Origin of the sequence: Glycomyces sp. MUSA5-2, assembly GCF_037034145.1 — a bacterium.
GTDB lineage: Bacteria > Actinomycetota > Actinomycetes > Mycobacteriales > Micromonosporaceae > Glycomyces > Glycomyces artemisiae.
Genome location: NZ_JBAGKG010000001.1, coordinates 231,265 through 254,967 on the forward strand (window position 1 = coordinate 231,265; position 23,703 = coordinate 254,967).

Annotated in this window: 28 protein-coding genes; 15 read left to right on the plus strand and 13 right to left on the minus strand. The window is 71.7% G+C overall.

The genetic code is table 11. From position 1 onward, the window contains the following. Positions 1-36: 36 nt before the first annotated feature. Both WA640_RS01150 and WA640_RS01155 read right to left on the minus strand, forming a co-directional pair. On the minus strand, positions 37-1,539 hold the full coding sequence (locus WA640_RS01150) for a UDP-N-acetylmuramoyl-L-alanyl-D-glutamate--2,6-diaminopimelate ligase (RefSeq protein WP_335985699.1): 1,503 nt from the start codon (positions 1,537-1,539) through the stop codon (positions 37-39). 72 nt (positions 1,540-1,611) lie between these two features. Beyond that, complete coding sequence (locus WA640_RS01155; RefSeq protein WP_335985700.1) at positions 1,612-2,112, minus strand: MarR family winged helix-turn-helix transcriptional regulator; 501 nt, start codon at positions 2,110-2,112, stop codon at positions 1,612-1,614. A 247-nt stretch (positions 2,113-2,359) separates the two neighbouring features. On the opposite strand from WA640_RS01155, the gene WA640_RS01160 reads away from it, so the two are divergent. Further along, a complete protein-coding gene (locus WA640_RS01160; protein WP_335985701.1) occupies positions 2,360-3,367 on the plus strand; it encodes a hypothetical protein in 1,008 nt (335 codons plus the stop codon). 69 nt (positions 3,368-3,436) lie between these two features. Further along, positions 3,437-4,642, plus strand: coding sequence for a L,D-transpeptidase (locus WA640_RS01165; protein WP_335985702.1), 1,206 nt, complete (start codon positions 3,437-3,439; stop codon positions 4,640-4,642). A gap of 50 nt (positions 4,643-4,692) precedes the next feature. Here the strand turns inward: WA640_RS01165 and WA640_RS01170 are convergent, their stop codons facing one another. Next, positions 4,693-5,037, minus strand: a complete 345-nt coding sequence (locus WA640_RS01170; protein ID WP_335985703.1) for a DUF3817 domain-containing protein — start codon at positions 5,035-5,037, stop codon at positions 4,693-4,695. Next, positions 5,034-5,366, minus strand: a complete 333-nt coding sequence (locus WA640_RS01175) for a hypothetical protein (RefSeq protein WP_146147944.1) — start codon at positions 5,364-5,366, stop codon at positions 5,034-5,036. Before WA640_RS01175 ends, WA640_RS01170 begins: the two co-directional genes overlap by 4 nt. A 65-nt stretch (positions 5,367-5,431) precedes the next feature. Here WA640_RS01175 and WA640_RS01180 point away from each other — a divergent pair, with 65 nt between their 5' ends. Then, positions 5,432-6,340 (plus strand): acyltransferase domain-containing protein, encoded by a 909-nt coding sequence (locus WA640_RS01180; protein ID WP_335985704.1) that lies wholly within the window; start codon positions 5,432-5,434, stop codon positions 6,338-6,340. A gap of 55 nt (positions 6,341-6,395) precedes the next feature. On the opposite strand, the gene WA640_RS01185 is transcribed toward WA640_RS01180, so the two are convergent. Further along, the gene (locus tag WA640_RS01185; protein ID WP_335985705.1) at positions 6,396-6,881 is read right to left on the minus strand and encodes a cupin domain-containing protein; all 486 of its coding nucleotides are present in this window, start codon (positions 6,879-6,881) and stop codon (positions 6,396-6,398) included. Between the two features lie 116 nt (positions 6,882-6,997). On the opposite strand from WA640_RS01185, the gene WA640_RS01190 reads away from it, so the two are divergent. Genes WA640_RS01190 through WA640_RS01205 form a run of 4 tightly spaced genes read left to right on the plus strand, consistent with a single transcriptional unit; the run spans position 6,998 to position 9,475 of the window. Continuing rightward, positions 6,998-7,501: an RrF2 family transcriptional regulator gene (locus WA640_RS01190; protein ID WP_106362219.1), complete on the plus strand. Its 504-nt coding sequence runs from the start codon at positions 6,998-7,000 to the stop codon at positions 7,499-7,501. A gap of 10 nt (positions 7,502-7,511) precedes the next feature. Then, positions 7,512-8,387, plus strand: a complete 876-nt coding sequence (locus tag WA640_RS01195; protein ID WP_335985706.1) for a TIGR01777 family oxidoreductase — start codon at positions 7,512-7,514, stop codon at positions 8,385-8,387. Positions 8,388-8,425: 38 nt separating this feature from the next. Next, positions 8,426-8,878 carry a hypothetical protein gene (locus WA640_RS01200; RefSeq protein WP_335985707.1) on the plus strand — a complete coding sequence of 151 codons (453 nt, stop codon included), beginning with the start codon at positions 8,426-8,428 and terminating at the stop codon, positions 8,876-8,878. 33 nt (positions 8,879-8,911) lie between these two features. Next, positions 8,912-9,475, plus strand: coding sequence for a hypothetical protein (locus WA640_RS01205; RefSeq protein ID WP_335985708.1), 564 nt, complete (start codon positions 8,912-8,914; stop codon positions 9,473-9,475). Here the strand turns inward: WA640_RS01205 and WA640_RS01210 are convergent. Next, positions 9,432-10,469 (minus strand): LLM class flavin-dependent oxidoreductase, encoded by a 1,038-nt coding sequence (locus WA640_RS01210; protein WP_335985709.1) that lies wholly within the window; start codon positions 10,467-10,469, stop codon positions 9,432-9,434. The genes WA640_RS01205 and WA640_RS01210 overlap by 44 nt on opposite strands. Before the next feature lie 31 nt (positions 10,470-10,500). Further along, complete coding sequence (locus tag WA640_RS01215) at positions 10,501-11,883, minus strand: class II 3-deoxy-7-phosphoheptulonate synthase (RefSeq protein WP_219926511.1); 1,383 nt, start codon at positions 11,881-11,883, stop codon at positions 10,501-10,503. Between the two features lie 144 nt (positions 11,884-12,027). Here WA640_RS01215 and WA640_RS01220 point away from each other — a divergent pair, with 144 nt between their 5' ends. The 3 genes from WA640_RS01220 (at position 12,028) to WA640_RS01230 (ending at position 14,121) form a co-directional block, all read left to right on the plus strand. After that, the gene (locus WA640_RS01220; protein WP_335985710.1) at positions 12,028-12,651 is read left to right on the plus strand and encodes a cyclodeaminase/cyclohydrolase family protein; all 624 of its coding nucleotides are present in this window, start codon (positions 12,028-12,030) and stop codon (positions 12,649-12,651) included. Then, positions 12,648-13,496, plus strand: a complete 849-nt coding sequence (locus tag WA640_RS01225; RefSeq protein WP_335985711.1) for a bifunctional 5,10-methylenetetrahydrofolate dehydrogenase/5,10-methenyltetrahydrofolate cyclohydrolase — start codon at positions 12,648-12,650, stop codon at positions 13,494-13,496. Before WA640_RS01220 ends, WA640_RS01225 begins: the two co-directional genes overlap by 4 nt. 235 nt (positions 13,497-13,731) lie before the next feature. Next, positions 13,732-14,121, plus strand: coding sequence for a hypothetical protein (locus WA640_RS01230; protein ID WP_335985712.1), 390 nt, complete (start codon positions 13,732-13,734; stop codon positions 14,119-14,121). 21 nt (positions 14,122-14,142) lie between these two features. Here WA640_RS01230 and WA640_RS01235 read toward each other — a convergent pair whose 3' ends face one another. From WA640_RS01235 to WA640_RS01245, 3 genes are all read right to left on the minus strand, one after another. After that, positions 14,143-14,577 carry a hypothetical protein gene (locus WA640_RS01235; RefSeq protein ID WP_335985713.1) on the minus strand — a complete coding sequence of 145 codons (435 nt, stop codon included), beginning with the start codon at positions 14,575-14,577 and terminating at the stop codon, positions 14,143-14,145. 145 nt (positions 14,578-14,722) lie between these two features. Further along, complete coding sequence (locus WA640_RS01240; protein ID WP_106362209.1) at positions 14,723-15,748, minus strand: 6-phosphofructokinase; 1,026 nt, start codon at positions 15,746-15,748, stop codon at positions 14,723-14,725. Positions 15,749-15,858: 110 nt separating this feature from the next. Further along, a complete protein-coding gene (locus WA640_RS01245) occupies positions 15,859-16,407 on the minus strand; it encodes a polyadenylate-specific 3'-exoribonuclease AS (RefSeq protein ID WP_106362208.1) in 549 nt (182 codons plus the stop codon). Between the two features lie 327 nt (positions 16,408-16,734). Here WA640_RS01245 and WA640_RS01250 point away from each other — a divergent pair, with 327 nt between their 5' ends. After that, entirely contained in the window at positions 16,735-17,424 is a 690-nt protein-coding gene (locus WA640_RS01250) for a Crp/Fnr family transcriptional regulator (protein WP_198667126.1), read from the plus strand. 78 nt (positions 17,425-17,502) lie between these two features. Here WA640_RS01250 and WA640_RS01255 read toward each other — a convergent pair whose 3' ends face one another. After that, positions 17,503-18,186, minus strand: coding sequence for a lysophospholipid acyltransferase family protein (locus tag WA640_RS01255; RefSeq protein ID WP_335986531.1), 684 nt, complete (start codon positions 18,184-18,186; stop codon positions 17,503-17,505). Between the two features lie 212 nt (positions 18,187-18,398). Between WA640_RS01255 and WA640_RS01260 the strand changes: the two genes are divergently transcribed. Together WA640_RS01260 and WA640_RS01265 are read left to right on the plus strand one after the other, a co-directional pair. Continuing rightward, on the plus strand, positions 18,399-19,169 hold the full coding sequence (locus WA640_RS01260; protein WP_219926510.1) for an alpha/beta hydrolase: 771 nt from the start codon (positions 18,399-18,401) through the stop codon (positions 19,167-19,169). Beyond that, complete coding sequence (locus WA640_RS01265; protein ID WP_106362207.1) at positions 19,162-19,656, plus strand: hypothetical protein; 495 nt, start codon at positions 19,162-19,164, stop codon at positions 19,654-19,656. The genes WA640_RS01260 and WA640_RS01265 overlap by 8 nt, the downstream gene beginning before the upstream one ends. A gap of 195 nt (positions 19,657-19,851) precedes the next feature. On the opposite strand, the gene WA640_RS01270 is transcribed toward WA640_RS01265, so the two are convergent. Both WA640_RS01270 and WA640_RS01275 read right to left on the minus strand, forming a co-directional pair. Next, entirely contained in the window at positions 19,852-20,481 is a 630-nt protein-coding gene (locus tag WA640_RS01270) for a hypothetical protein (RefSeq protein ID WP_106362206.1), read from the minus strand. Beyond that, positions 20,478-21,827 (minus strand): flavin-containing monooxygenase, encoded by a 1,350-nt coding sequence (locus WA640_RS01275; RefSeq protein ID WP_245888855.1) that lies wholly within the window; start codon positions 21,825-21,827, stop codon positions 20,478-20,480. The genes WA640_RS01270 and WA640_RS01275 overlap by 4 nt, the downstream gene beginning before the upstream one ends. Positions 21,828-21,983: 156 nt before the next feature. Between WA640_RS01275 and WA640_RS01280 the strand changes: the two genes are divergently transcribed. Both WA640_RS01280 and WA640_RS01285 read left to right on the plus strand, forming a co-directional pair. Next, the gene (locus WA640_RS01280) at positions 21,984-23,108 is read left to right on the plus strand and encodes a cytochrome P450 (protein WP_335985714.1); all 1,125 of its coding nucleotides are present in this window, start codon (positions 21,984-21,986) and stop codon (positions 23,106-23,108) included. A gap of 82 nt (positions 23,109-23,190) precedes the next feature. Continuing rightward, positions 23,191-23,682: an NUDIX domain-containing protein gene (locus WA640_RS01285; protein WP_335985715.1), complete on the plus strand. Its 492-nt coding sequence runs from the start codon at positions 23,191-23,193 to the stop codon at positions 23,680-23,682. Positions 23,683-23,703 lie beyond the last annotated feature (21 nt).

Sequence of the window (23,703 nt, forward strand, 5' to 3'; positions counted from 1 at the left end):
TCCTCCTGCTGTTGTGAGGTCATGCTTGTCGGACTATCACGCTTCAGCGTGCGGTCCCGGTTTCACCCATCCCGCGTCGGCGAGCGCGCGGGCCAGGAGCACGCGGTCGTCGCTCGCCACCGGGCCGTCGGCGGTCTCGGTGTACGTCTCGTGCCCCTTGCCGAGGAGCGCGACGGCGTCGCCGGGCGCGGCCAGTGCGGCGGCCTCCCGGACGGCGGCTTCCCGTCCCGGAATATTACGGCAGGGCACGCCCTGGACGGCGGCGGCCACCTCGTCCCGGATGCGCGCGGGGTCCTCGGTGCGGGGGTTGTCGTCGGTGACGATGACCAGGTCGGCGGCGGCCGCGGCGGCCGCGCCCATGAGGGGGCGCTTGGAGCGGTCGCGGTCGCCTCCGGCGCCGAGGATCGCGATGACCCGGCCGGGCGTGGACTCGCGGAGCGCGGCGAGGACCGCGGTGATGGCCTCGGGCTTGTGGGCGTAGTCGACGACGCCGCGCACGGGCGAGTCGCCGGAGACGAGTTCCATGCGGCCGGGCACGCCGGTGCAGGAGGCGACCCCGGCGAGGGCGGCGTCCGTGTCGAGGCCGACGGCTTCGAGGAGGGCGACGGCGAGGACGGCGTTGGCGACGTTGTGGCGGCCGGGCATGTTGACGCGGCCGTCGCCTTTGCCGAAGGGGCCGCTGAGGTGGAACGTCTGGGTGAAGCCGTCCCCGGCGATGTCGTGCGCGTAGTAGTCGGCGGTGGGGTCGCGGAAGGAGAAGGTGCGGTTGACTCCGTCGGCGAGGGTGGCGACGCGGGCGTCGTCGGCGTTGAGGACCTCGATCTGCGCGCGGCCGTCGAAGAGGCGGGCCTTGGCGGCGAAGTAGTCGTCGAGGTCGGTGTGGAAGTCGAGGTGGTCGGTGCCGAACATGGTGAACCCGGCGGCCTTGAAGCGGCAGCCTTCGACGCGGCCGAGGACGAGCGCGTGGCTGGAGACCTCCATGACGACGTCGGTGACGCCGCGTTCGAGGGCGGTCGCCAGGAGCGCCTGGAGTTCGGGGGCCTCGGGGGTGGTGCGCTCGGACTCGATGCGCTCCCCGGCGATGCGGGTCTCGACGGTGCCGATGATGCCGGTGGTGCGCCCGGCGTGCGCGAGCGCGGCTTCGACGAGGTACGCGGTGGAGGTCTTGCCGTTCGTGCCGGTGATGCCGATGAGGTTGAGGCGCTCGGAGGGGCGGCCCCAGACGCGGGCGGCGACCTCGCCGGTGAGGGCGCGGGGGTCCTCGCTGATGAGGACGGGGAGGAGGCCGTCCACGAGTTCGGCGCCGCGGGCGTCGGTGAGGACGGCGACGGCGCCCCGTTCGGCGGCTTGAGCGGTGAACTCGGCGCCGTGGCGGTTCGCGCCGGGGAGGGCCGCGAAGAGGTCGCCCGGTTCGACGGCGCCTGCGGCGAGGCTCACACCGGTGACGGCGAGGTCCAGGTCCCCCGCCGCGGGCAGCAGGTCGGCGAGTCCGTCCACTCGGAAGGGGACGGTCGAACGGGGACGTGGAAAGCTCGGCACGGCCTGACCCTACACCGGTACGGACCGTCGGCAGGCCGTACACCGCCCGGCGCCCCGGACGGGTGGTACGGGTCAGTGCTCGGGGTGGCGGACGGGGTTGCGCTCGTGCTCGTCGAGGTTGTCGGACCAGGTGCCGAGGAGCTTGTCGAGCTCGGCGGACTGGGTGCAGTTGAGGTCGTCGAGGAACAGCTCGCGGACCAGGGAGAGGATGCACGGCGCGGCCTGCTCCAGGCGCTCCAGCCCGGCGGGGGTCAGGGCGACCCAGGTGCCGCGGTTGTCGGCGTCGCACTTGCGGCGGTGGACCAGGCCCATGTCGGTGAGCCGGTTGACCTGGTAGGTGACGGCGCTCTTGGCGGTGACGATCTGGTCGGCGAGGTCGCTCATGCGCAGGGCCCGCTCGTCGGCGTCGGCGAGGCGCACGAGGATCTCGTACTGGGTGTGGGTGATGCCGTGGTTGTCCTGGAGGCGCCGGTCGATGTGGTGCTCCAGGCGGTGGGTGACCTGGAGGAACCGGGTCCAGACGGCGTTCACGTCGGGTCGGAGCCAGCGGCTCTCGAAATCGCCCGCGCCCATCCCGTTCCTCCTCTCTGCTCCCGTGGACCAGCCCGCGGCTGGTTCAATTTCGAACAATCCTAGCAGTTCACCTTCCCCCGGAAGGGTCGCGCGTAAGCGACGCCATAGTGCTGTCGCAGCCCGTGACGCGGCGGCTGCCTGGGGCTATGCCCGACGGCCCGGTTCGGCCCGAGGAATCCTCCCGTTCTAGAGTTGGGCCCGACCAATCGACCCCAGAGGTCGGCTCCCCACCGGAGGACCGCAAGCCGTGAACGCCGGACGCCCCGCACGACGCGCAGCGCTGCTCAAGCGCCTGCTCACCTTCCCCGTCGCCGCGGTGGCGGCCGTCGTGTTCCTGGTCTCGCCCGCGTCCCAGTCCAGCGCGCAGGAGGGCGAGGAGGGGGCCTCGGCGGCGCTGAGCCAGGCCATCGAGGACTACCTGAACGCCCAGGACGAGCTGGCCGAGCTGCAGCAGCAGCAGGAGGACCTCGAAACGGAGCTGGCGGACTCGACCGAGGAGCGGGCCGCGCTCCAGACCGAGCTGGAGGAGTTCGCGTACGTCGCGTCCACGACCTCCGACTACCAGTCGACCGCCGCGCTCCTGGCCTCCGGCGACCCGCAGGACGCCATCGCGGCCATGGAGATGCTCCAGTTCCTCGGCGAGTCCCGCGCCCAGCGGCTGAACGAGCTCATCGCCCGCCTCCAGGAGATCGAGGCGCTCCAGCAGACCCTCGACGACAACATCGCCGAGCAGGCCGACGTCACCGAGGACCTCGAAGCGGCCCGCGACGAGGCCGCCCGCGAGCTCGCGGGCTCCGGCGGCACCTCCACCGACGGCCCGACCGCGTCCGATGCGCCCGCTGCGGAGCCGTACGAGGGCGGCGGGGGCGGCTGCACCGAGGACGACCCGACCCCGGCCGACGGGTGCCTCACCCCGCGGACCCTCCACGCGCTGGAGCAGGCCCAGATCGCCGGGTTCACCAGGTACGTCTCCTGCTACCGGCCCTCGGGCTCGGGCGAGCACCCCAAGGGCCGGGCCTGCGACTTCTCCTCGGAGCCCGGCGGCTTCGGCGGCGACGCGACGGGCGGCGACTACGACTACGGGCAGAACCTCGCGGCCTGGTTCATCGAGAACTCCGACGCCCTCGGCGTCCAGTACGTCATCTGGTACCGCCAGATCTGGTTCCCCGGCAACGGCTGGAAGTCCTACTCGGGCGCGTACGGCGACCCGTCCTCCGACCACACCAACCACGTCCACCTGAGCATCCGCGCGTAACCCCCGACCCGGCGGAACTCACATGTTCACAGGGGACTCGGGCTGGCCGCACATGTGTACCGTTGGGCGATGAGCTTCGGACGATCCTCTCTGACCCGGCGCGGCGCCCTCGTCGCCGCGGGGTCGGCCGCCGCCCTCGGGCTGGCCGCGGCCTGCACGAAGGAGAACGGCACCATCTCGGACGGCGGGTCCTCCGAGGAGCCGCAGAGCGCCGCCAAGGTCACCATCACCCCCGCCGACGGCTCGGCCGACGCCACCGCCGCCACCGAGATCGCCTGGACCGTCGAGGACGGCGAGTTCCAGGAGTTCGCGCTGACCGACGCGTCCGGGAACGCCGTCGACGGCGCCATGCACCCCGACGGGACCACCTGGGTCCCCGCGAGCCCCCTCGAATGGGAGGGCGTCTACACGGCCACCGTCAAGGCCGCCGACGCCGCCGGACTCGTCGCCGAGGCGACCTCGACGTTCACCGTCATCGCCTCCCCCGGCGACCGCGTCAGCATCGAGAACTACCTGCCCGGGCAGGACTCCACGGTCGGGCAGGGCGCGATCCTCGCGTTCCGCTTCTCCGACTACGAGGTCGCCGAGGACATGCGGGCCTCGGTCGAGCGGCGCCTGTTCGTGACCTCCGAGCCGGCGCAGGAGGGCTCCTGGCACTGGATCACCGGGCGGGCCCTGGAGTACCGGCCCAAGGAGTACTGGCAGCCGGGCACGCAGGTCACCGTCAGGCTCGGCCTCGGCGGGCTGGCGCTCGGCGACGGGAAGTACGGCGAGTTCGACCAGGAGACGTCGTTCGCCACCGACTCCGAGGCGCGGCTGCTGGAGGCGGACAACGACACGAAGCAGATGCGGGCGTACCTGGACGGCGCGATCGTGCAGACCATCCCGATCTCGCTGGGCTCCGACGAGCCGATCGACGGGAACGACGCGCGGTCCTTCTCCGGCACCATGACGATCATGAGCCGCGAGGAGTCCTCGACGTTCGTCTCCGACCTGTACGACTACGAGACCGACGTCAAATGGGCGATGCGCCTGACGTTCTCGGGGCAGTTCATCCACGGCGCCCCGTGGGCGGCCGACCGGCTCGGGCGCTCCAACGGCTCCCACGGCTGCATCAACGTCTCCGACGAGATGGGCGAGTGGATCTACAACTTCGTGCGCTGGGGCGACCCGGTCGTGGTCACCAACACCGGCATCGACGTGCCGCAGGGCGACGGGTTCACCGGGTGGTCCCTGGACTGGGACACGTTCAAGGCCGGGTCGTACCTGGAATAAGGCGTGAGCGAAGGGCCCGGCGGCCTGGCCGCCGGGCCCTTCGGCGCGTCTCAGACCCGCTCTTCCTGCCGGATCTTCGGGTCGGCGGCCTGCGGGTGCTCCTCCAGGATGCGGCGGTGCGCCCAGCGCTCCACGAAGAAGGAGCCGACCGGGACCGTGCCGCCGAGGAGCAGGCCCACGGTGTGCGGCCAGAACTTCCAGCCGGCCTGCTGCGCCAGGTGGAAGCCGAGCACCAGGTAGACCATGTAGCAGAGGCCGTGGATCGGGCTGATCACGGTGACGAGGACGTCGTTGTGGCCGATGTACTTGAGCGGCATGGCGACGAAGACGAGGCCGATGAGGAACGTGCCGACGATCCAGGCGACGATCCGGAAGCGTTTCAGAGCGGCGTTCATGCGTGGCTCCCCTGGGAGGATTCGGACGAGGACTGCCGGGCGCTCAAGATCGAATCCTCGAACGGCGAGGCCATCGGCGGCGGCTCGGGACGGCGGCGCGGCGCTTCGCCTTCGGGGCGGTCCTTGCGCAGCTCCAGGCGCATCTGCCTGATCCACACCGTGAGCGTGAAGATCGCGAACACCGGCCATTCGAGCGCGTAGCCCCAGCTGATGGCGTTGCCGCCCTGGGCGCGGCCGAGCTGCCACCACCCGAGCAGGCCGAAAGCGACCGTCAGGACCACGGCGAAGCAGTGGAGGACGATCCAAGGGGGCGTCAGCAGCCGTCGCACGGACCCAGACTAGGGTGACCGACCCGATGTTGCCGCCGGGGGGCCGGGCATGGTGACATAGGCCGGTGACTCTCGACCTCCCCCAGGCGGGCGCCGTGCGGGCCTACCCGGCCCCCGACGCCGCCGCCGTCCGCGAACTGCTGCTCGACTGGTGCGGCGCCGACGCGGACGACGCCGACGACGCGGTGCGCGCCCTCGGCTCCCTCGACGGCGCCGCGCTGGAGCTCGCCGACCGGCTGTACCAGAGCATCGCGGCCGACATGGGCGGCAAGAAGTGGCTCGGGTGGCCAAGGCCCCCCGCCGGGCAGCCGATGCTGAGCCTGTTCCCCCTGCTCGCGGCCGTCCCGGACATGCTGAAGTTCCACGGCGACCGCGGCGTCGACGAGGACCTGTCGCGGCGGGTCCTGGCCGACATCGGCGAGAAGCTGCGGCTGAACCGGCGGATCTACGGCCGGCCCGGGCTCGACGTCGGCAACTGGTTCACCGGTCACGTGCGCGGCGCGCTGTACCAGCTCGGACGGCTCCAGTTCTGCGTCGAAGGGCCCGATCCGAAGCCGTTCGCAGGCATGCACATCCGCGGCGAGGGCGGGCCGCTCACGCTCGACGCCGTCCGCGACTCGGTCGAATGGGCCATGGAGTTCCTGCCCGCGGTGTTCCCCGAGCGGTACGCCGGCCCCGAGGACCTCGAATTCCGGTGCGAGTCGTGGCTGCTCGACCCGCAGCTGCGGGACTGGCTGCCGGAGCGGTCGAACATCCCCGGGTTCGCGGCGCTGTTCGACCTGCTGAACGAGGGCGACCCGGCCGGGAACCGGACCGACCTGTGGCGCTTCGTGTTCGGGCGGCCCGAGGACACCCCGGTCGACCAGCTGCCGCAGGACAACACGCTCCAGCGATCCGTGATGGCCGGGATGAAGGCGGGCGTGGTGTGGCGCAACCGCTACGGGCGACTCGACCTCGCGAAGCTGGGTTTGTAGTGACGACGGCGACGGCCGCCCCGGGTGCGTTCCCGGGGCGGCCGTTTCGCGTCCCCTAGGCGCGGGCGCGGACCCAGGCGTCGCTGGCGACGTAGTGGTTGTCGTACTGCTGCCCCGACGCGGGGATCTCGGCCGGGTCGGCCTCGCCTGCGACGACGCGTTCGAGCAGGCGGTAGTAGTCGAACCGGTCGGCGGCGGGCGTGAAGACCGCGAGCACGTCGGCGTCGGAGCCCTTCGCGGCGCCGAAGGCGTGCGGCAGGCCCGGCGGGATCGAGACGAAGTCCCCCGCTTCGAGGACCACGACCTCGTCCCCGGTGAGGACCTGGAGGCGGCCCGCGATGACGAACAGCGATTCGCTTGCAGCGGTGTGGAAGTGCGAGGGCGCGCCGTCGCCGCCGTCGGGGAAGGTCGAGCGGGTCACCGACAGGGCCCCGCCGGTCGCGGAGGAGTCGGCGAGCAGGGTCATGACCGACCGCTGCGCGTGGGCGAGGCGCTCGGCGTCGGCGGCGCGGGCGATGACGGGCTGGGGGGCGGTGCTCATCTGGTGTTCCTCCGGTTCGAAGTTGATATCTAGACATTACATGTCTAGATAAAGATCGGCAAGTGCAGTGCTCTGGAACACGTGTGCACGAAACCGGGACGACTATCATCGGGATTATGCGAATCAGCGAAGGCGTCGAATGGGCCGCGCACTGCTGCCTGCTGCTCGACTGGATGGGCCGCGGCGACCCCGAGACGGCCGAGCCGGTCTCGACCGCCCGGCTCGCCGCCGGGTACGGCCTGCCGCCCGCCTACCTCAACAAGCAGCTCCAGCCGCTCGTCAAGGCCGGGATCCTCACCTCCACCGCGGGCAAGAAGGGCGGGTTCAGGCTCGCGAAGCGGCTGGCGGACATCACGCTCATGGACGTGCTCACCGCGATCGAGGGGCCCGACGAGGCGTTCCAGTGCGCGGAGATCCGGCAGCACGGCGTGTGGGCCGACGAGCCCGCGTCGGTGTTCCGCGCCCCGTGCGCGATCGACACCGCGATGCGCACCGCCGAACTCGAATGGCGCCGGGCCCTCGCCGCCCAGACCCTCGCCGCGATCCAGGCGAACGCCGAGCTCCAGGCGCCGGGCCTGCGAACGCAAGTCCTGGACTGGTACGCGCATCCGAGGACTTAGGCTTGAGCCCATGCGCATCGTCATCGCCGGTTCGAGCGGCTACCTCGGCACGGCCCTCATGCAGGCCCTCGAAGGCCACGACATCGTCCGCCTCGTCAGGCGCCGCCCCGACGAGGAGAACGAGATCCTCTGGGACCCTTACCGGGAGGCCCTCGACCCGCAGATCCTCGACGGTGCCGACGCGGTCGTGAACCTCTGCGGCGCCTCCATCGGCGGCCAGCGCTGGAACGCCGCGTACAAGCAGCGCCTGCGCACCTCCCGCGTGATCCCGACGACCGTGCTCGCGAAGGCGGTCGCTCAGGCGGGCGTCCCGGCGCTCATCAACGGCTCCGCGATGGGCTGGTACGGCGACCGCGCCGACCTCGAAGTCGACGAGACCTACCCGGCCGCGGCCGACTTCCTCGGCCAGCTGTGCCTCGCGTGGGAGCAGGCCGCCGCCCCCGCGGCCGAGGCGGGCGCGCGGGTCGCCTACCTGCGCACGGGCCATGTGCTCGGCCCCGGCAGCGTCCTCATCGCGCGCCTGAAGCCCGCGTGGAAGTTCGGCCTGGGCGGCCGGTTCGGCAGCGGGCGCCAGTACATGTCGTGGATGTCCCTGCGCGACTGGACGGCCGCCGCGAAGCTCGTCATCGAGGGCGACACCGCGGGCCCGGTCAACATGGTCGGCCCGAACGCCGTGCGCAACAAGGACTTCGCCAAGGCCCTCGGCGCCGCGGTCCACCGCCCCGCCATCTGGCCCATCCCCGGCTGGGCCGTCAAGATCGTCGCGGGCGAGGCGGCCGTGGAAATGCTCCGCGGAGCGAACATCAAGCCCCGCAAGCTAGAGGCGATGGGCTACGAGTTCCAGGACGAAACGGTCTTCGAGGCATTGAGAACCGCCCTCCGCTGAGACGGCCGGCCCGGCCGCGGATGCGCGACACTTGGGTCATGACCCCCACCTCGGACCGGCCGGTGAAGCCGCGCTCGATCGGCCGCGCCCAGGCGGGGCTGTGGCTCCAGTACGGCTACCTCCTGTGCGACGTGCTGCTGACCTCGCAGGTCACGAACGACTCGTTCGGCGCGCACCTGCTCACCGCCGCCGGGCCCGGGCTCGCGCTGCTCATGTTCCTCGTGGGCCTTCCGGCGCTCGGCATCGGCGCCGGGCTCCTGACCCTGATGCTCGGCGACCGCATCGCCGGGGCGCGGACCGCGGCGACGCTCGCCTGCGCCGCATTGGCGGTGGCCGCCTGCGCGGTCGCCTCCGTCTCACCGGCGCCCCTGACCACCTTCGCGACCGCCCTCCCCTGGCTCGCCTTCCAGGCCATGACCGTCATCAACCTCCACACCCCCGACGCCGACCGCTGGTTCACCGGTCCGGACGCGGTGGCCCCCGAGCCCTAGAATTCAGGGACCGCCCACCCGGAGGACCCGCCCATGCTGACCCCGCCTTCCACGCCGCTGCCGCCGGAGCTGCTGCATCGCAAGCCCGGCACCGTCACCGCCGCGCAGGTGATGATGTGGCTTCAGTTCTCGTTCCTGATCTGCTGCGGGGCGGGGACGGGGACGATCGGGTTGTTCTGGACCTCCGTCGACTTCGACGACTTCGGGTTCGAGGAGGACCTCTCTGAAGGCTTCGAGGACCTCGCGGCGCTGCTCGTCGTCGTGATCGCGGTGACGATAATGATCGTGATCCTGTACGGGATCCTCGCGGTGAAGATCGGCGCGGGGCGGCGCTGGGCGCAGGTCACGACGATCCTGGTCATGCTCGGGTCGATCGTGACCGGGTTCTACGGCCTGTACGCCGGGTTCCGGGTCGGCGACATGGAGGCCTCGGTGGTCGACGGGTCGCGGCTCGTCTGGACGCTGCTGGGTCTGTCGATGCCGATCGTGACGCTCCTGTGCCTGTTCACGGGCTCGGCGAACCAGTGGTTCCGCCAGAAGGGCCGCGACCCGCTCAAGGGCCTGCCGCCGCAGGCGCCGCAGTACCGGCCGTACTAGTCCCCGAAGGCGCCAGCGCCGCTCCGAGGGCGGCGATGTTGTCGCGCACCGCGTCCGGGTCGCCGCAGCCTTCCACGAGGAGGAGCTGCCGGGAGACGCCGGTGGCATCGGCGGAGTCCGCGAGGCGTTCGGCTACATGGGAAGCGGTGCCGACGGCGTGGCGGCCGATCATCCAGTCCACGTACGCGCCGTGGTCGCGCTGGGTGCGGCCGGGCTTGAGGGACACGTACTGGCCGGTGCCGCGGACGAGCAGTTCGGTCAGGGATTCGCGGAGGCGGTCGACGTCTGCGGGAGTGTCGGCGACCTGGGCGAGGTGCGTCGAGACGTGCTCGGCGGCGTCGGGGTCGTGTCCGGCGGCCTCGGCTTCGGTGCGCCATGCTCCGATCAGCGAGCGGTGCTCTTCGTCGGGAGCGTGCATTCCGAGGAGGAGCGGCAGTCCGAGCCGTCCGGCGAGCCGGGCGGTGCCTTCGCCGGTGGCCGCGACCCACAGCTGGGCGCCGGAGCCGGGGGGCATGACGCGGACGGGCAGGACGTCGAAGAACTCGCCCGCGTGGGCGACTTCGGTGGCGCCGGAGAGCCAGGTGGCGAGGAGCCGCAGGCCCTCTTCGAAGCCGCGTTCGTAGCGGTCGAGGCCGGAGTCGAAGACGTCGAGGTCGATCCAGGGGCCGCCGCGGCCGACGCCGAGGCGGAACCGGCCGGGGGCGAGGGCGTCGAGGGTCGCGGTCTCCTCCCCCAGGGCCACGGGGTGGCGGGTGGAGAGGACGGCGACGGCCGTGCCGATCTGGATGCGCTCGGTCGCGGCGAGGAGGTGCGCGGCCATGAGGGTCGCGGAGGGGCTGGCGCCGTACTCGATGAAGTGGTGCTCGGCGGTCCAGGCGCCGTCGAGCCCGGATGCTTCCGCTTGGCGCGCATAGGAGACGACTCGGCGGAGCGCCTCCGCCGGTGCGGTACCGGGGAACACTCCGCCGAGCAGGAACACGTCGTGTGCACTCATGCACACCACTCTATGGGTCAGTGCAACGCGATCAGTGGCGCAGCATCTCCGCGACGAGGAACGCGAGCTCCAGCGACTGCTGCGTGTTCAAGCGCGGGTCGCACGCGGTCTCGTACCGGTCGGAGAGCTGGTCGTCGCGGATCTCCTGGGCGCCGCCGACGCATTCGGTGACGTCCTCGCCGGTGAGTTCGATGTGGATGCCGCCCGGGTGGGACCCGATGCGGCGGTGGACCTCGAAGAACCCGAGGACCTCGTCGACGACCTGGTCGAACGCGCGGGTCTTGTACCCGGACGCGGACTCGTAGGTGTTGCCGTGCATGGGGTCGCACTGCCACACGACCTTGCACCCGGCGGCCTCGACCTTCTCGACGATCGGCGGGAGGAGGGTGCGGACGTTCTTGTGCCCCATGCGGGTGATGACGACGAGCTTCCCGGGGACGTTCTCCGGGTTGAGCTTCTGGCACATCTCCACGACCCACTCGGGCGTGGCGGTGGGGCCGATCTTGCAGCCCACCGGGTTCGCGACGCGCGAGAGGAAGTCGATGTGGGCGCCGCCGAGCTGGCGGGTGCGCTCGCCGTTCCAGACCATGTGGCCGGACAGGGCGTACGCCTTGCCGTCGAAGATGCGGGTGAGCGCCCGGTCGTACTCGATGGCGAGCATCTCGTGGGACGCGAAGACCTCGGCGGTGTGGAGGTTGTCGTCCTCGACGCCGCACGCGGCCATGAAGCGCACGGCCCGGTCGATCTCGCGGCCGATGGCCTCGTACCGCTCCCCGGCCGGGGAGGTGCGCACGAAGTCCTTGTTCCAGTCGTGGACGGCCATGAGGTCGGCGAGGCCGCCGCGCAGGTAGGCGCGGAGCATGTTCATGGTCGCGGCGGAGTTGGCGTAGGCGCGGATCATCCGCTGCGGGTCGACGACCCGGGCCTCCTCGGTCGCTTCGAGCGAGTTGAACATGTCGCCGCGGTACACGGGCAGGCCGAGCGAGTCGGTCGCGGCCGAGCGCGGCTTGGAGTACTGGCCGGCGATGCGGCCGACCTTGACGACCGGGAGCGACGCGCCGTAGGTGAGCACGACCGCCATCTGGAGGAGCGTGCGCATGTTCGCGAGGACGTGGTGCTCGGTGTTGTCGATGAACGTCTCGGCGCAGTCGCCGCCCTGCATGAGGAACGCGCGGCCCTCGCACACCTCGGCGAGTCGCTCGCGCAGGTGGTCGACCTCGTAGGGCGCGACGATCGGCGGGACGGCGGCGAGCACGCCGGTCACGTCCTCGACCTCGGCGTAGTCGGGCCACGGGGGGACCTGCTCTCGGGGCAGGTCCCGCCAGGCGTCGAGCTGATAGCGCTCGGCTTCCTCCTCGTCGGCGACGACGGGGACGAGGCCGGGGTTTCGCAGGTCATGCCATTGGCGGTTCACGCGCATATCGTACGCGGGCCGACCGGGCGGCGGTGACACCGATTTGCCAATCCCATGGGTTGGGCCACTGTCCGCACCGGCCGCCGCGACACACTCGGCGTCGCGGAGACATCCCACCTTTGGGGGCGCGTCTAGGCTGGTCGGGTGCGTAAGACGACGATTGATGAGTGGCTGTCCGACCTCGCGTCGGACAAGCCGGCGCCCGGCGGGGGCGCCGCGGCGGGGGTGAACGCGGCCATGGGCGCCGCCCTGGTCTCCATGGTGTGCAACCTGACGATCGGGAAGCCGAAGTTCGCGGAGCACGAGGCGGTGATGCGGGAGGTCCTGGCCGAGGCCGAGCGGCTCCGGGGCGAGGCGCTCCAGCTCGCCGAGGACGACGCCGAGGCGTTCTCCGGCGTGGTCGCCGCGTACAAGCTCCCGAAGTCCTCCGACGAGGAGAAGGCCGCGCGGACCGCGGCGATCCAGGCGGGCCTGGTCGAGGCCGCGGCGGTGCCGCTGGCGGTCGCGCGGGTCTCCGCGGAGGTCATCAAGCTGTCGGGGCGGATCCTGGAGGGCTCCAACCCGAACGTGCTGTCCGATGTGGCCGTGGCGGCGTCGGCGGCGAAGTCGGCGCTGGAGTCGGCCGCGCTGAACGTGGACATCAACCTGGTGTCGATCAAGGACCAGGCCGAGCGCGAGCGGCTCGCGGGCGCCCTGAACGAGGCGCTCCAGGCGAAGGTCCAGGCCGAGGCGATCATGCACGCCGTGGCGAAGCGGATCCGCGCATGAGCGACATCGACGGGCGCGCGGTCGCCAAGGCGATCCGCGCAGACGTGGCCGCGGCGGCGGCGAAGCTGCGCGCGGAGGGGACGGCGCCGACGCTCGCGGTCGTCGTGCCGACCGACGACGAGGGCACCGCCTGGTACGTGCGGTCGATCAAGAAGGCCGCCGAGAAGGAGGGCGTCGACTGCCGCATCGAGCAGCTCGACGCGCCCGGCAAGGGCGAGATCATCGCGAAGCTCCAGGAGCTGTCCGCGGACCCCGACGTGCACGGGATCATCTGCCAGACGCCGCTGCCCGAGGGGGTGACGCTGCCCGAGGTCGGGTGGTACATCAGCCCGTTCAAGGACATCGACGGCGCGAACTCCGAGGGCCTGGGGCGCCTCGCGCAGGGCCGCCGCACGTGGGCCCCGGCGACCGCCGCGGCGGTCCTGGAGCTGCTCAAGCGCGAGGACCTGGAGCTGTCGGGCGCGCGGGCCGTGGTCGTGGGCCGCTCGACCGTGGTCGGCAAGCCCGCGGCGCTGCTGCTGCTCAACGAGTCGGCGACGGTGACCGTGTGCCACTCGCGGACGAAGGACCTCGCCGCGGTCTGCCGCGAAGCGGACATCCTGGTCGCGGCCGTCGGCCGCGCGGGCATGATCGGCGCCGACTTCGTGAAGCCCGGCGCGACGGTCATCGACGTGGGCACCAACCCGACCGACGACGGCGGCCTGGTCGGCGACGTCGACTACGCCGCGGTCGCCCCGGTCGCGGGCCGCCTCACCCCGGTCCCCGGCGGCGTCGGCCCCGTGACCACGGCGCTCCTCTTGCGCCACACGGTCGAGGCGGCGGAGCTGTCCAAGACCCACCCGTAGACCCGCAGTACTGCGACGCGAACGGCCGGAAGCCCGCTGGGCTCCCGGCCGTTCGCGCGCACCACGGAGACCGCCGGGCGCCTTGGGGAAGGCCCCCCGGTTTCCCAAGCTACACAGGAGAACCTGAAGGGGAGCTGAAGCGGGGCGAACCCGGCACGGCTAGTGGCGGATACCCGACAGACATGGGCGACTACTGGACGTAGCGTTAAGGCTTCGCACGCAAAGGAGGTCACGAATGACACGTCGTCTTGCCTTCGTGGCGACCGTCGCCGCCATGATCCTGGCGGTGTCGAGCCCGGCGATGGCGTTCCAGCACGACCGGGTCCACAACCCGGTGCTGCACTGGGCGCTCGACATCGCGACCCTGGCCATCGTGGTCGCGCCCGTTTGGACGGCGCTGCTGTGGGGGCGGGGCCAGAACAAGTGGCTGCTCGTGGGGCTGATCGGCATCGTGCAGGTGCCGGTGGCGATCCTCGGGTTCTCGCCGGGCGCGTCGTCGCTGTTCGCGGGCACCGGCCTGTTCTTCGGGCTGGCGATCACGGCCGCGGCCATCGTCTACACGCGGCGGGCCACCCGGCTGGAGCGCGCCAAAGCGGCCGACGCGCAGGCCGCCGAAGGGGAATGACCCCGGCCCGGCAGGGGCCGGTCAGACCGGGCGCGCGGTGACCGCGCCCGCCACAACTCCATCCTCCGGATCGACGAGGAACCGCCGGGCCGGGCCCTTCGGGCCCAGTTCGAACCCGCGGGCCCGCCCGCCGTCGAGGATCACCCGCAGCAGCGGGCATCCCGCGAACGGCCCGTCGAACCCGCCCGTGCCGGGGTCCCGGTAGGCGTGCCACGAGCAGTGCGCCTCGCCGACCCAGCCCCAGGCCCGGTGGGTCTCGCTCCCGCCGAACCGGTAGACCCCGACGCTGAGCAGCCGGTCCCCGACCGGGCGCCGGTAGAAGTCGGCGTCGAGGCCCTCGACCGGGACGCCCTCGAAGTCGACGTCTCGAAGGGTCTTGTGGAACGTGAAATCGGCGAGATGCGGGATCTCGCCGATTTCCCTCTGCGCGATGGACTCGGTGAAAGCGACGGGCACGCCCGGTCTAACGACCGGACGCGCCCGTGGTTGCGCATTCGCCGTGCTTTGTGGCCGGTCCGTCTTCAGCTCCCCTTCAGGAACCCGCAGGTAGCGTTGAAAACGGGGGCCCACCCCAGCGGATGGGACCGGCCTTCGGGGTGCGCTAGACGCCGAAGAAGACCTCGGCGTCGGCGTAGCGCTCGACCGGGACGGTCTTGAGCACGTCGGTGCCCTCGTGGATCGGGATGCGCACGACGTTGGTGCCCTGGAGCGCCATCATCTTGCCGAAGTCGCCCTCGTTGACCGCGTCGGCGGCTTCGAGGCCCAGGCGCGTCGCCAGGACGCGGTCGAACGCCGTCGGGGTGCCGCCGCGCTGGAGGTGGCCGAGGATGATCGCGCGGGTCTCGATGCCGGCGCGCTCCTTGATCTCCGCCGCGACCCAGTCGCCCACGCCGCCGAGCTTGACGTGGCCGAACGCGTCGACCTCGCCGTCCTTGAGGACCATGCCCTCCTGGGCGTGCGCGCCCTCGGACACCGCGACGATGGTGGCCTTCCCGGCCTCCTTGCGGTCTTTGACGAACGCCGCGACCTTCTCGATGTCGAAGGCGACCTCGGGGATGAGGGTCACGTTCGCGCCGCCCGCGATGCCCGCGTGCAGCGTCATCCAGCCCGCGTGGCGGCCCATGATCTCCACGACGATGCAGCGGTCGTGCGAGTCGGCGGTCGTCCACAGGCGGTCGATGGCCTCGGTCGCGATGTTCACGGCCGTGTCGAAGCCGAACGTGTAGTCCGTGCCCGACAGGTCGTTGTCGATGGTCTTCGGCACGCCCACGCAGTTCACGCCGTCGGCGGTCAGCTTCGTGGCCACGCCCAGGGTGTCCTCGCCGCCGATGGCGATGAGCGCGTCGACGCCCAGGTCGGCCATGTTCTTCTTGATGGCCTCGACGCCGCCCTCGATCTTGTAGGGGTTCGTCCGCGAGGAGTGGAGGATGGTGCCGCCCTGGTCGAGGATGTTCTCGACAACGTCCCAGTTCAGCTCCTGGGTGATGCCCTCGATCGGGCCCCTCCAGCCGTAGCGGAAGCCCACGAACTCGTGGCCGTATTCCTTGGTGCCCTTACGGACAGCGGCTCGGATGACCGCGTTGAGACCGGGGCAGTCGCCGCCGCCGGTGAGCACGCCAATGCGCATGCGTCTAACTCCCTAGAAGTGAGGACTGTTAACTGGGCGGCCTCATTGCCGAAACTTCGCCCACCATATATCGGGGCCCGGGAGCGGCGACCAGGGGTTCAGGACGGGGTTCAGCGGTGGGACTCGACGACGCCCGAGCGGTCCCCGCGCACCGCCTCCATGGCCTTCCACCGGGCCAGATTCAGTTTCGCGTCGGTCAGCGCGTCGTGCATGTCCGCGTCCGGGGTCACCGGCAGGTCCGGCCGCCCCAGGTCCTCCCAGCGCTGGCGCAGGTCCTTCGTCATCCGCGGCAGCGCGCGCGGCAGTTCCGGCATCGTCCCCCACAGCTGCGCGAGCACGACGTGGTCGTACGCGCCGATCCACGCCCACAGCTCCACCCGCTCCCCCGGGTGGCTGCCGGTCTTGCGGCGCACCGGCCCGACCAGGAACTCGTACAGCTCGTCGCGGATCGTCGCCCGGTCCTTCCACAGGTGGCTCGACGGGGCCGGGAGCTTGTCGAGGACGTTGCGCCGCACCCACTCGATCGCCCGCGACGGGTCGAACTCGGTCGACACGGCGTAGTACTCGCGGCCGTGCTCGTCGACGACCGCGATCGAGACCAGGTCGATCGTGCGACCGTCCTCGATGAACTCGGTGTCGTAGAAGTAGCGGTACGCCACGCATCGGCCTTTCGTATGATCACGGGCGGTCTGTTCAGCCCGAATCGGGACCCGCCCGTATGTCGCCGGGCTGGAGTCGACGCTACGCCATACGATCAGGCAGCCGGAATCTGACCTCGCAATCTGCATATGAGAAGCGCGATACCGGACAATCAACGCGAAAGCACGTAGACTCGATCGTACGCGCGGCCGAGCGACAAGTGCACCGTCTGGACACACGACCCAACGGAGCGTGAAGTTTCCGACACCGGGCTCTGTACAACGACGGAAAAGACAGCGATCATCGGAGGGAGCCCGCGACCCGGGACCCACCGAAGGGGGAGAACTATGGGTGTCAGCCCATCTGAAGACCCGCTTGCAGGCGTCGCCATGTTCGCCGGCCTCGACCCGCAGGCGCGGCGGCAGATCGCGGGCGTGGCCGTGCAGCGCCACTACCGGCGCGGGCACCTCCTGTTCTTCGAGGGCGAGCCGGGCGAGTCGCTCATCATGATCCGCTCCGGCGCCGTCAGCGTCTTCCGCACCGCGGCCACCGGCGAGCGGGCCATGCTCCACGTCGCCCGCGCCCCCGAGGTCCTCGGCGAGGTCTCCCTCCTCGACGGCTCCCCCCGCTCGGCCAGCGCGGAGGCCCTGGAGGACACGTCGGCGCTGGCGCTGGCGCGCTCGTCGTTCCTGGAGCTGGTGCACGGCAACCCGAAGATGCTCGACGCGGTGCTGCGGTCGATGGGCATGATCGTGCGGCGCCTGACGGAGCAGTCCTCGGACCACGTGTTCCTGGACCTGCCGGGCCGGGTCGCGAAGACGCTGGTGCGGCTGGCGGAGCAGCACTCGTCGCCGATGACGACGATCGAGCTGAACCAGACGCAGCTGGCGGAGATGGCGGGCGGGTCGCGCCAGAGCGTGAACCAGGCGATCGGGATCTTCGCGAACCGGGGCTGGCTGCGGACGGAGGGCCGCAAGATCGTGGTGGTGGACCTGCCTGCGCTGCGGCGGCGGGCGGGCTTCGGGGGACCCGAATAGAGGTGCAGTGGGGGACCCGAATAGCGGTGCAGCGGGGGACCCGAGTAAGAGGTGCAGCGGGCTTCCGAACAGGGGTTCTTACTGTTCTTTCTTCTGCTGGCGCGCTTTGACGTTCGCGGCGTACTCGTCGACGTAGTCCTGGCCGGTGAGTTCGCGGAGGGCGTCCATGACCTCGTCGGTGACGGCGCGCTCGATGAACCGGTCGCCCACGAGGCCGCTGTAGCGGTGGAAGTCGAGGGGCGGGCCGAACTTGATGCGCACGCGGCCGATCCGGGGGATGCGGCGGCCGATGGGCTGGAGTTCGCCCGTATTGAGCATGGCGACCGGCACGACCGGGGCGCCGGTCTGGAGGGCGAGGCGGGCGACGCCGGTCTTGCCCCGGTACAGGCGGCCGTCGGGCGAGCGGGTGCCCTCGGGGTAGATGCCGAACAGGCGGCCTTCGGTGAGGATGCGCTTGCCGGTGTCGAGGGAGACGTTGGCGGCGTCGCCTCCGGCGCGGTCGACGGGGATCGCGCCGACGGCGTTCATGAAGGTGCGCACGAACCAGCCTTTGAAACCGGTGCCGGTGAAGTACTCCTCTTTCGCGATGAAGGTGACCCGGCGCGTGAGGACCAGGGGCATGAAGAAGGAGTCGGTCACGGCGAGGTGGTTGGAGGCCAGGATCGCCGGGCCGTCGTCGGGGACGTGTTCGAGCCCGTCGACCTTCGGGCGGTAGACCACCCACAGCAGCGACCCCAGTGTCGCCTTCAGAAACCACCACATGATCACGGGTCCAAGCGTATCGGCATCGGTCAATCCGGCGGACCGGCGTCCGCCCGGGGCGGGCCGGTCGCGCGCCTTGAGCGGTGGCAGGGCGGGGCGGGCGCGTGCGAGAATGGGCACGCAGCGCGAAAAGGGACCTCCCCGGCCGCGGCCCCGGGCCGCTCCGGGCCGGGCGGGTCCGGCGCCCCACATTCGGCGATCCGGGAGGCGACGTGACGATCGATTCCGAGGAGTTCGCGTTCGACCTCGGACCTGACGCCAAGGCCACGATGCTGCTGTGCCACGGGTTCACGTCGGACCCGGCCTCGATGCGGCCGTGGGGCGAGCACCTGCGGGACGCGGGCTTCAACGTGATCGCGCCGCTCCTGCCGGGGCACGGCGAGACGTGGCAGGTGCTGGCGAAGTCGACGTGGCAGCAGTGGTACGCCCGCCTGGAGGAGGCGCTCGACGAGGCGCTGGCGCTGGGCCTTCCGGTGTTCGCGGGGGGCCTGTCGATGGGCGGGTCGCTGTGCCTGCGGCTGGCGGAGCAGCGCGGGGGCGACCTCGCGGGGCTGGTGCTGGTGAACCCGGCGATCTTCGACTCGAAGCGCGAGGGGTTCCTGGCGCCGGTGCTGCGGTACGTGATGCCGAGCGTCGCGGCGATCGGGTCGGACCTGAACAAGCCCGACGTGCGGGAGAAGACGACCGACCGGACCCCGGTGGCGGCGTACGTGTCGCTGCGGCGGTTGTGGAAGGTGACGCGCCCGGAGCTGGCGCGGGTGACGGTGCCGTTGCGGCTGTTCACGAGTGCGCAGGACCATGTGGTGAATCCGCGGAACAGCGCGGTGGTGCGCGCGGGGGTGCGGTCGAAGGACGTGGAGTCGACGGTGCTGCCGCGGAGCTTCCATGTGGCAACGCTGGACTACGACGCGGAGACGATCTTCTCGGGGAGTGTCGCGTTCATGGAGCGGCAGTTGGCGAAGGCGCGGTCGGTCCATGACTGATCGGGGCGAGGAGCCCGAGGCCGGCGGCCAGGAGGACGGCCGGGAGGGCGAGCTGCTGCCGGAGGACGTGGACCGCCGGTTCGCGGAGCTGGTGGCGGGCCTTGAGGACCCGACGCTGTCGCAGTCTCCGGAGCCGGAGGAGGAGGTCGCGGCGGAGGCGGTGACGCCGCCGTCGCGGATGTCGTCGTCCGATGAGGAGCCGGGCCTGCTGGAGCTGTGGGACGCGGACCTGCCGGATGACGACGAGGACGACTACGACCCGCCGGAGCCGCCGCCGGTCCCGTGGCCGAGCCTGCCCGCGGTGGGCGGGGTGCTGCTCGTCATCGCCGGTCTGGCGCTGCTGGTGAACCCGGGCATCGCGCCGCTGGGGACGACCCCGGGCCGCCTGGTCGGCTTCGTGGGGTTCCTCATCGGCGTGTGGCTGCTCATCAGCCGCCTGCGCCCGGACAAGGACCCCGACGACACCGACGACGGCGCGGTCGTCTAGCCCGTTCGGGGGACGCGCTTCAGGTTCCCTTCAGGATTCCCCCGGTAGCTTGGAAACCGGGGGCCCTTTCCCGACGCCCCGTCGCGTCATCGGCGTGCGCCGCTCCGCTTCAGCTCCCCTTCAGGTTCCTGCTAGTAGCTTGGAAAACGGGGAGCCTTCCCCAGCGTCCCGTCGGGCCCTCGGCGTGCGCCGGGGCTATTCCTTTCGGGCGAGCCAGGAGAGGATCGCATCGAGGAGGCCTTCGGCGCCGGCGCCTTTGAAGACGTCGTCGGGGGAGCCCGCGAAGGTGAGGGGCGCGATGCCGTAGGCGTCGGCGACGGCCTGCACCTCCTTCGTCTGGGTCTCGGCTTCGGCGACGACGAGGAGGACCGGCGGGCCGCCGACGGGGGTCGGGGGCTCCTTCGGGACCTTCTGCGGGGAGACGAGGACGAGCGCGGCGGCCGGGTAGCGGCCCGCGGCGAGCGCGGCCCAGGCCGCGCCCTCCTTGTGGCCGATGAGGACGGTCTGGCGGGGCACGGTGACCGCGGCCTGGACGAGGTCGTGGGCGCGCGCTTCGAGGCCGCCGTCGGCGGCGGGCGTGCCGCCCTGGCCGCGGACGCTCACCGACGCGGCGTACCGGCCGGTGCCCGCGATCCGCTTGAGCCACAGGGCCTGGAAGGCCGCGGCCCCGGCGGGGTCGCCGGTGCAGCACAGGACGGGGCTGGCCTCAGGGTCGTCCTTGATCTCCATGTCGAAGAGGTCGGCCGGTTCGAGGTAGGCGTACTCGCGCGCGACCGGCGCGGGGGCGGGGGTGCGGGCGCGCCGGACCCAGGCGGCGAGGCTCATTTGGCGGGCTCCTGTTCGAGGGTGTCGATGATGCGGCCGAGGCTGGCCAGGTACGTGGCGGCGTCGACGGCGAGCCGGTGGCGCGGCGACGTCCCGGCCGGGGCGGTGTCCTGCTCGGCCTCGGTGCGGACCTGGACGCGGAAGTTCGCGGCGCGCTCGGGGTCGCTCTTGCGCACCAGCAGCCAGTGGGCGATGGCGTGGGTCTGCCAGTGGACGATGGGGAGGACGCCGACGCCGGGTTCCACGAGGCCCGCGACGGCGAGGGTCTCCATCTTCGGGGAGAACATGCGCGCGTACAGGTTCGGGTATGGCGACTCGTCCTGGATGCCGAGGAGCTTCGGGTCGACCGACGTGAACTTGGGCCGGTACCCGGTGGCGAGGACGACCAGGTCGGGGCGGATCTCGGTGCCGTCGGCGAACGCCACGTCGAAGCCGTCGAAGCGGGCGACCTCGCCGCGGCGGCGGATCGAGCCGTCGCCGACGTGCTCCATGTAGCGGCCGTTGCGCACCGGCTCCTCCGCGAACGGTTTCCCTTCGGGGACGATCCCCATGCGGGCGGCGAGGCTCGCGGGGCCCTTGAGGAGGCGGTCGGTCAGGAAGCGGCGCAGGAACTTCGGGCGGCCGCCGACGCGCGCGAGCGCGAAGTCGCCGGGCTCGCCGCCGAGGTACTTCGGCAGGTGCCAGGAGCCGCGGCGCACGGAGTGGGTGCAGGAGGCGGCGTTCACGGCCGCTTCGCACGCGATGTCGGTGCCGGAGTTCCCGCCGCCGATGACGAGGACGTGCTTGCCGCGCAGGCGGGACGGGTCCTTCAGCTGCGAGGAGTGGAGGACGGTGCCGCGGAACTGGTCGAGGCCCGGATAGGACGGGAGGTTCGGGGACCAGTGGTGGCCGGTGGCGATGATGACCGCGGCGTAGCGCAGGCGCCGGGCGGCGTTGCCCGCGGCGGGCTTGACGACGACCTCGAAGCGGGAGCCCTCGACGGGCTCGACGTGGGAGATCTCGGAGCCGTACCAGATGTGCTCGGAGAGCCCGAAGTGCTTGGCGTACGCGGTCAGGTAGGTGAGCATCTGCGCCGAGGACGGGTAGTCGGGCCAGTCGTCGGGCATCGGGAAGTCGGGGATCTCGGTCTGGGACCGGGAGGTCACGAGGTGCGTGTTCGGGTACAGCGGGCTGTGCTGGTTCTGCGGGTTCCACAGGCCGCCGAGGACGGTGTCCCGCTCGTAGCAGTCCACTTCGAAGCCGTTCTCGCGGAGGTTCTTGACGGCGATGAGGCCCGCGGCCCCGGCGCCGATCACGCAGACGGCCTCGCCGCGGTCGTACGCGGCCTGGGAGGAGTACTCCTGCAAGGGAACGGTCTCCTTCTGTGGGCATGTCGGGTCCTGCGCCGGACGGCGCCCCCGCGGCGCGCCCGGGGGCGGCCGTCCGGGGTGAAATGCGCCGAAAGACTGCAAGCAGATTACCGTGAGCGGGCCTCGTACTTTCGGGGGAGGTAGGCTCCGCTCGTGCTGTTCGAGCTGTGGAAACATCCGCGCCCCGCAGCCCCGGTGTTCCGGCGCGACGGGCAGGTCGTGGTCGCCTCGCACCGCCTCGCCCGCGAGGTCCTCGCCGACCGGGAGCGGTTCTCGGCGGCGAACGCCCTGGACGCGGTGGTCCCGGTCCCCGCCGGGGCGCTCCGCGAGCTCGCCTCCCACCGGTTCCGGCTCCCCGCCACCCTCGCCAACAACGACACCGCGACGCACGGCCCGATCCGCGAGCGCTTCGGCGAGGTGTTCGCGCCCGCGCGCGTCGCGGCGCTGCGTCCGTGGCTCGCCGGCCTCGCGCGGCGCACCGTCGCCGTTGCGGCGCACCGGCTCCGGGCCGGGGAGGACGTGGACCTCGACGCGGCCGTGTCCTCGGAGATTCCGCTCGCCGCGCTCGCGCGCCTGCTGGACTTCGAGGCGTCGGCGACCGCCGAGGTCAAGCGCTTCAGCCGGGCGGCCCTGGAGTTGTTCTGGGGCGACCCTTCGCCTGCGCGCCAACGGGAGCTCGCCGAAGCCGTGGGGCCGTTCCACGCGATGCTCCGCGGCTGGGCCGCGGTCTCGGGCGGCGCCGCCGGGGACGTGCGCGAGGCGTACGGGGAGGACGCCGCCACCGCGGCGCTGTTCTTCCTGCTGGTGGCGGGCCAGGAGACGACCTCGCAGTTCCTGACGCTGCTGCTGCACCGGCTCGTCGAGGAGCCCGCGCTGCTCGCCCACGAGCCCGCGTTGATCGTGGAGGAGGGCCTGCGGCTGCTCCCTCCGATCACGTCGTGGCGACGGGTCGCATTGCAGGACACCGAGATCGGCGACGTGCCGGTCGCGGCCGGGGACTCGGTCCTGGTGTGGCTGGCCGCCGCGGGCGCCGACGAGGGCGTCGCCGCGTGCCCGGCGCACCTGGTCCCGGGCCAGCGCGGGTCGCGGCGCCACCTCGCGTTCGGGGCTGGCGCGCACCGGTGCCTGGGGAGCCAGCTGTCGCGCCTGGAGGCGGAGGTCGTGGTGGCGGAGCTGGCGCCGCTGCTCCCCCGCTGCACGGTGGTCGCGGCGCCGGTGAGCGACCCGAACCTGTCGTTCCGGATGCCGAGCCCGCTCGTGGTGCGGCTGCGCGACTGAACGACGTGTGACGCAACGGCACGGGGCTGCACTGCGCGGTAATGCGTTGCAGCGCGGTGCATGCGCTTGCCAGACTGGCGGGATGCCTGAACAGTTCTTGAAGTTCCGTCAGCGCGGCACCGCCTACGTCCTGCGGGACCTGCCCGACGGGCCCGGTCTCGAAGTGCTCGTGATGCTCCACGTCGACCGGCCCGAGGCCGGCGTGCAGGTCCCCGGCGGCGGGGCGCGGCCGGGCGAGACGCCCGGCGAGACGGCGATGCGGGAGGCCGCCGAGGAGACCGGCGTCCGGGACCTCGTGTTCGGGGAGGTCTTGGGCTCCAAGCTGATGAAGGTCGACTGGGTCGCCTACGACTACCAGGTGAACACATACTCGTGGATGACCACGACCGACCCGCGCGACGCGTGGCAGCACACGGTCCCGCACACCGGGGACGGCGACGACGGGCTGCGGATGCGCGCGGAGTTCCGTCCGATCGGCGAGTCGGGGATCGACTGGGGGCTGGACTGGCTCCTGGAGGCCGCGGTGCCGCGGTACCTGGCGCGGCGGGCCGAGCCCGATCCGGTGTCGGCCTAGGGGACCCGGGCCCTGAATGAC

What these genes read in the sequence shown, in the direction of transcription:
- WA640_RS01155 (WP_335985700.1), bottom strand. Translation starts at nt 2,112, where the DNA reads ATGGGCGCGGGCGATTTCGAGAGCCGCTGGCTCCGACCCGACGTGAAC.
- WA640_RS01165 (WP_335985702.1), top strand. Translation starts at nt 3,437, where the DNA reads ATGAGCTTCGGACGATCCTCTCTGACCCGGCGCGGCGCCCTCGTCGCC.
- WA640_RS01170 (WP_335985703.1), bottom strand. Translation starts at nt 5,037, where the DNA reads ATGAACGCCGCTCTGAAACGCTTCCGGATCGTCGCCTGGATCGTCGGC.
- WA640_RS01185 (WP_335985705.1), bottom strand. Translation starts at nt 6,881, where the DNA reads ATGAGCACCGCCCCCCAGCCCGTCATCGCCCGCGCCGCCGACGCCGAG.
- WA640_RS01190 (WP_106362219.1), top strand. Translation starts at nt 6,998, where the DNA reads ATGCGAATCAGCGAAGGCGTCGAATGGGCCGCGCACTGCTGCCTGCTG.
- WA640_RS01195 (WP_335985706.1), top strand. Translation starts at nt 7,512, where the DNA reads ATGCGCATCGTCATCGCCGGTTCGAGCGGCTACCTCGGCACGGCCCTC.
- WA640_RS01200 (WP_335985707.1), top strand. Translation starts at nt 8,426, where the DNA reads ATGACCCCCACCTCGGACCGGCCGGTGAAGCCGCGCTCGATCGGCCGC.
- WA640_RS01205 (WP_335985708.1), top strand. Translation starts at nt 8,912, where the DNA reads ATGCTGACCCCGCCTTCCACGCCGCTGCCGCCGGAGCTGCTGCATCGC.
- WA640_RS01210 (WP_335985709.1), bottom strand. Translation starts at nt 10,469, where the DNA reads ATGAGTGCACACGACGTGTTCCTGCTCGGCGGAGTGTTCCCCGGTACC.
- WA640_RS01225 (WP_335985711.1), top strand. Translation starts at nt 12,648, where the DNA reads ATGAGCGACATCGACGGGCGCGCGGTCGCCAAGGCGATCCGCGCAGAC.
- WA640_RS01230 (WP_335985712.1), top strand. Translation starts at nt 13,732, where the DNA reads ATGACACGTCGTCTTGCCTTCGTGGCGACCGTCGCCGCCATGATCCTG.
- WA640_RS01240 (WP_106362209.1), bottom strand. Translation starts at nt 15,748, where the DNA reads ATGCGCATTGGCGTGCTCACCGGCGGCGGCGACTGCCCCGGTCTCAAC.
- WA640_RS01250 (WP_198667126.1), top strand. Translation starts at nt 16,735, where the DNA reads ATGGGTGTCAGCCCATCTGAAGACCCGCTTGCAGGCGTCGCCATGTTC.
- WA640_RS01255 (WP_335986531.1), bottom strand. Translation starts at nt 18,186, where the DNA reads ATGTGGTGGTTTCTGAAGGCGACACTGGGGTCGCTGCTGTGGGTGGTC.
- WA640_RS01265 (WP_106362207.1), top strand. Translation starts at nt 19,162, where the DNA reads ATGACTGATCGGGGCGAGGAGCCCGAGGCCGGCGGCCAGGAGGACGGC.
- WA640_RS01270 (WP_106362206.1), bottom strand. Translation starts at nt 20,481, where the DNA reads ATGAGCCTCGCCGCCTGGGTCCGGCGCGCCCGCACCCCCGCCCCCGCG.
- WA640_RS01285 (WP_335985715.1), top strand. Translation starts at nt 23,191, where the DNA reads ATGCCTGAACAGTTCTTGAAGTTCCGTCAGCGCGGCACCGCCTACGTC.